The following is a 1,835-nucleotide window of genomic DNA, read 5'->3' on the forward strand; positions in this document are numbered from 1 at the left end:
TTTATAAGTTATTCAGTTTCTCTTATTTCTAATTTTGGTAAGTTCTTAACGATTTTCATGGTTTCTAAACTTACGGTAATAACCCTTTGAAACAACTCTAGAGGGTAGGCAGGGTTGCCAATGGTTTCAACAGCATAGCGATTGGCATCATTCACAATACCACTCTTTTTATCAGTCTTAACGCATTGACGCCCCATAACCCATTCAAGAGCGGGTCTACCATTGACGATATACTCATAAGCTTTAAGAGGGATATCTGTTATTGTGATATTGCTGTTATAAATAACAGTTGATTTATCCTTTTCCTTACTATTCTTAATTTTTGCAAATTTCATTTCAGTTACATAATAGAATTTTTCGGGATTAGAGATCTCTGTAACTTTTGGATTACCCTTTTTAAAGGTGACAGGATAAGGCTCTACAGTTTCATAGTTTACGTGCAAATGACCGAGTTCGCGCCCTGCTGTCACAAATTTCCAAAAATCATCAGCTGTCTTTACACAAGGGATACGAGGCAATTCTTTGCATAAATTATGAGCATAACGGGCGCGATAATCTTCCGAATGAAGCAAACCGTAAACATAATAGAATAGATCATCTTTTGTTATGGTTTCATTAGGATAAGCAGCTTTAAAATACGCTAATCCTTCATCAGTAATGGCATCACGCCTCTGTAAACCAGCTGTTTTGTTTTCCTCTATAGAGTTTGTAAATAAATAGGATTGTCTCTCATTTTTATTTCTCTCTTTTGAAAATATAACATTTTCGTAAATATATCTTGGAAAGCATTGACTGTTATCAATTACACATACGTCAGGCAAATTCTTAATCATCAATACAGAAAATCCACTTCGTGCTCCCATAGAAGAAACTTGTATTATTTTATTCTTCACTGCTTGCCCTATAGGGAATATACGCGGCATTCGGTAAACACCGTCGTTGAGATCCCGATTATAATAAAGCCATTGTTGTGTAAAAGGACGATAAAGGCTTTGCGTAAGGCAAGCACCTTCAAAGTTAAAAGTCTTTCCTTTGTCCAAGTCTCGTTTGAGATTATAACTCCAACTTATTTTGCTTTCATCTGAATTGACAAAACTATTGAGAACCTTTGTACGTGTTTTGCTATCATTATGTGGATAGGTATCATTAAAGCGTTCTACTTCATTGTTATAGAAGGTAATCATATTACTCATATTTTTTGCCACTGTCGCACAGCTTGAGTTATATGCCCACGCATCACGGCTTGTCATAATGCCACGAGAAAACATTGCAAATAATTTTTTATCATTATTTTTCTTATCACCTATAGCTAAGAATGTTTCAAAATTGTTATCACGTTGATTTATCCAATCCCCATGTTCATCCGGTGTAATTACTTTCCAACCGTTTTCACATGTAATACCACCAATACTACCAAAATATTGAAGCCTCTTAAGTTTTTTTTCGGTAGAAAGATTATCTCCAATATCATGATAGTAAATTTTACAATCTCCAGAAGCATTGGGATTTTTGATAAATAGCGTTACCGCAATACCAGTCATACTACCATTGCCGAAAATATTTTCACCTTCTTGAGCAACTCCATTGCTTAACATATTTTTGCGAAGATCCCCTCGTAAATTAAGTACATAAATGCTTGTAAATTCTTTTGCTAGAGATTTTCGTAAACTGTCCATTGTTGATTTTTCTACGTAACCAGAACCAGAAACAAAACCGATTATCCCAGCATTATCAATACGGTCACTAGCCCAGCGAATGGCACGGATATAACTATCATAAAGCGCTCGTATATTCGTTACTTTAGATTGAGCAGCATAAGTTTCACGGATACGATT

At 35.2% G+C, this 1,835-nt stretch carries 1 protein-coding gene; it reads right to left on the reverse strand.

All coding sequences use genetic code 11. The features are described 5' to 3' along the window. Nucleotides 1-8: 8 nt before the first annotated feature. On the reverse strand, nt 9-1,835 hold a 1,827-nt coding region (locus tag ABID23_RS07870), incomplete at its 5' end, for a type ISP restriction/modification enzyme (protein ID WP_354190935.1).

The organism is Bartonella silvatica (assembly GCF_040545155.1).
GTDB lineage: Bacteria > Pseudomonadota > Alphaproteobacteria > Rhizobiales > Rhizobiaceae > Bartonella > Bartonella silvatica.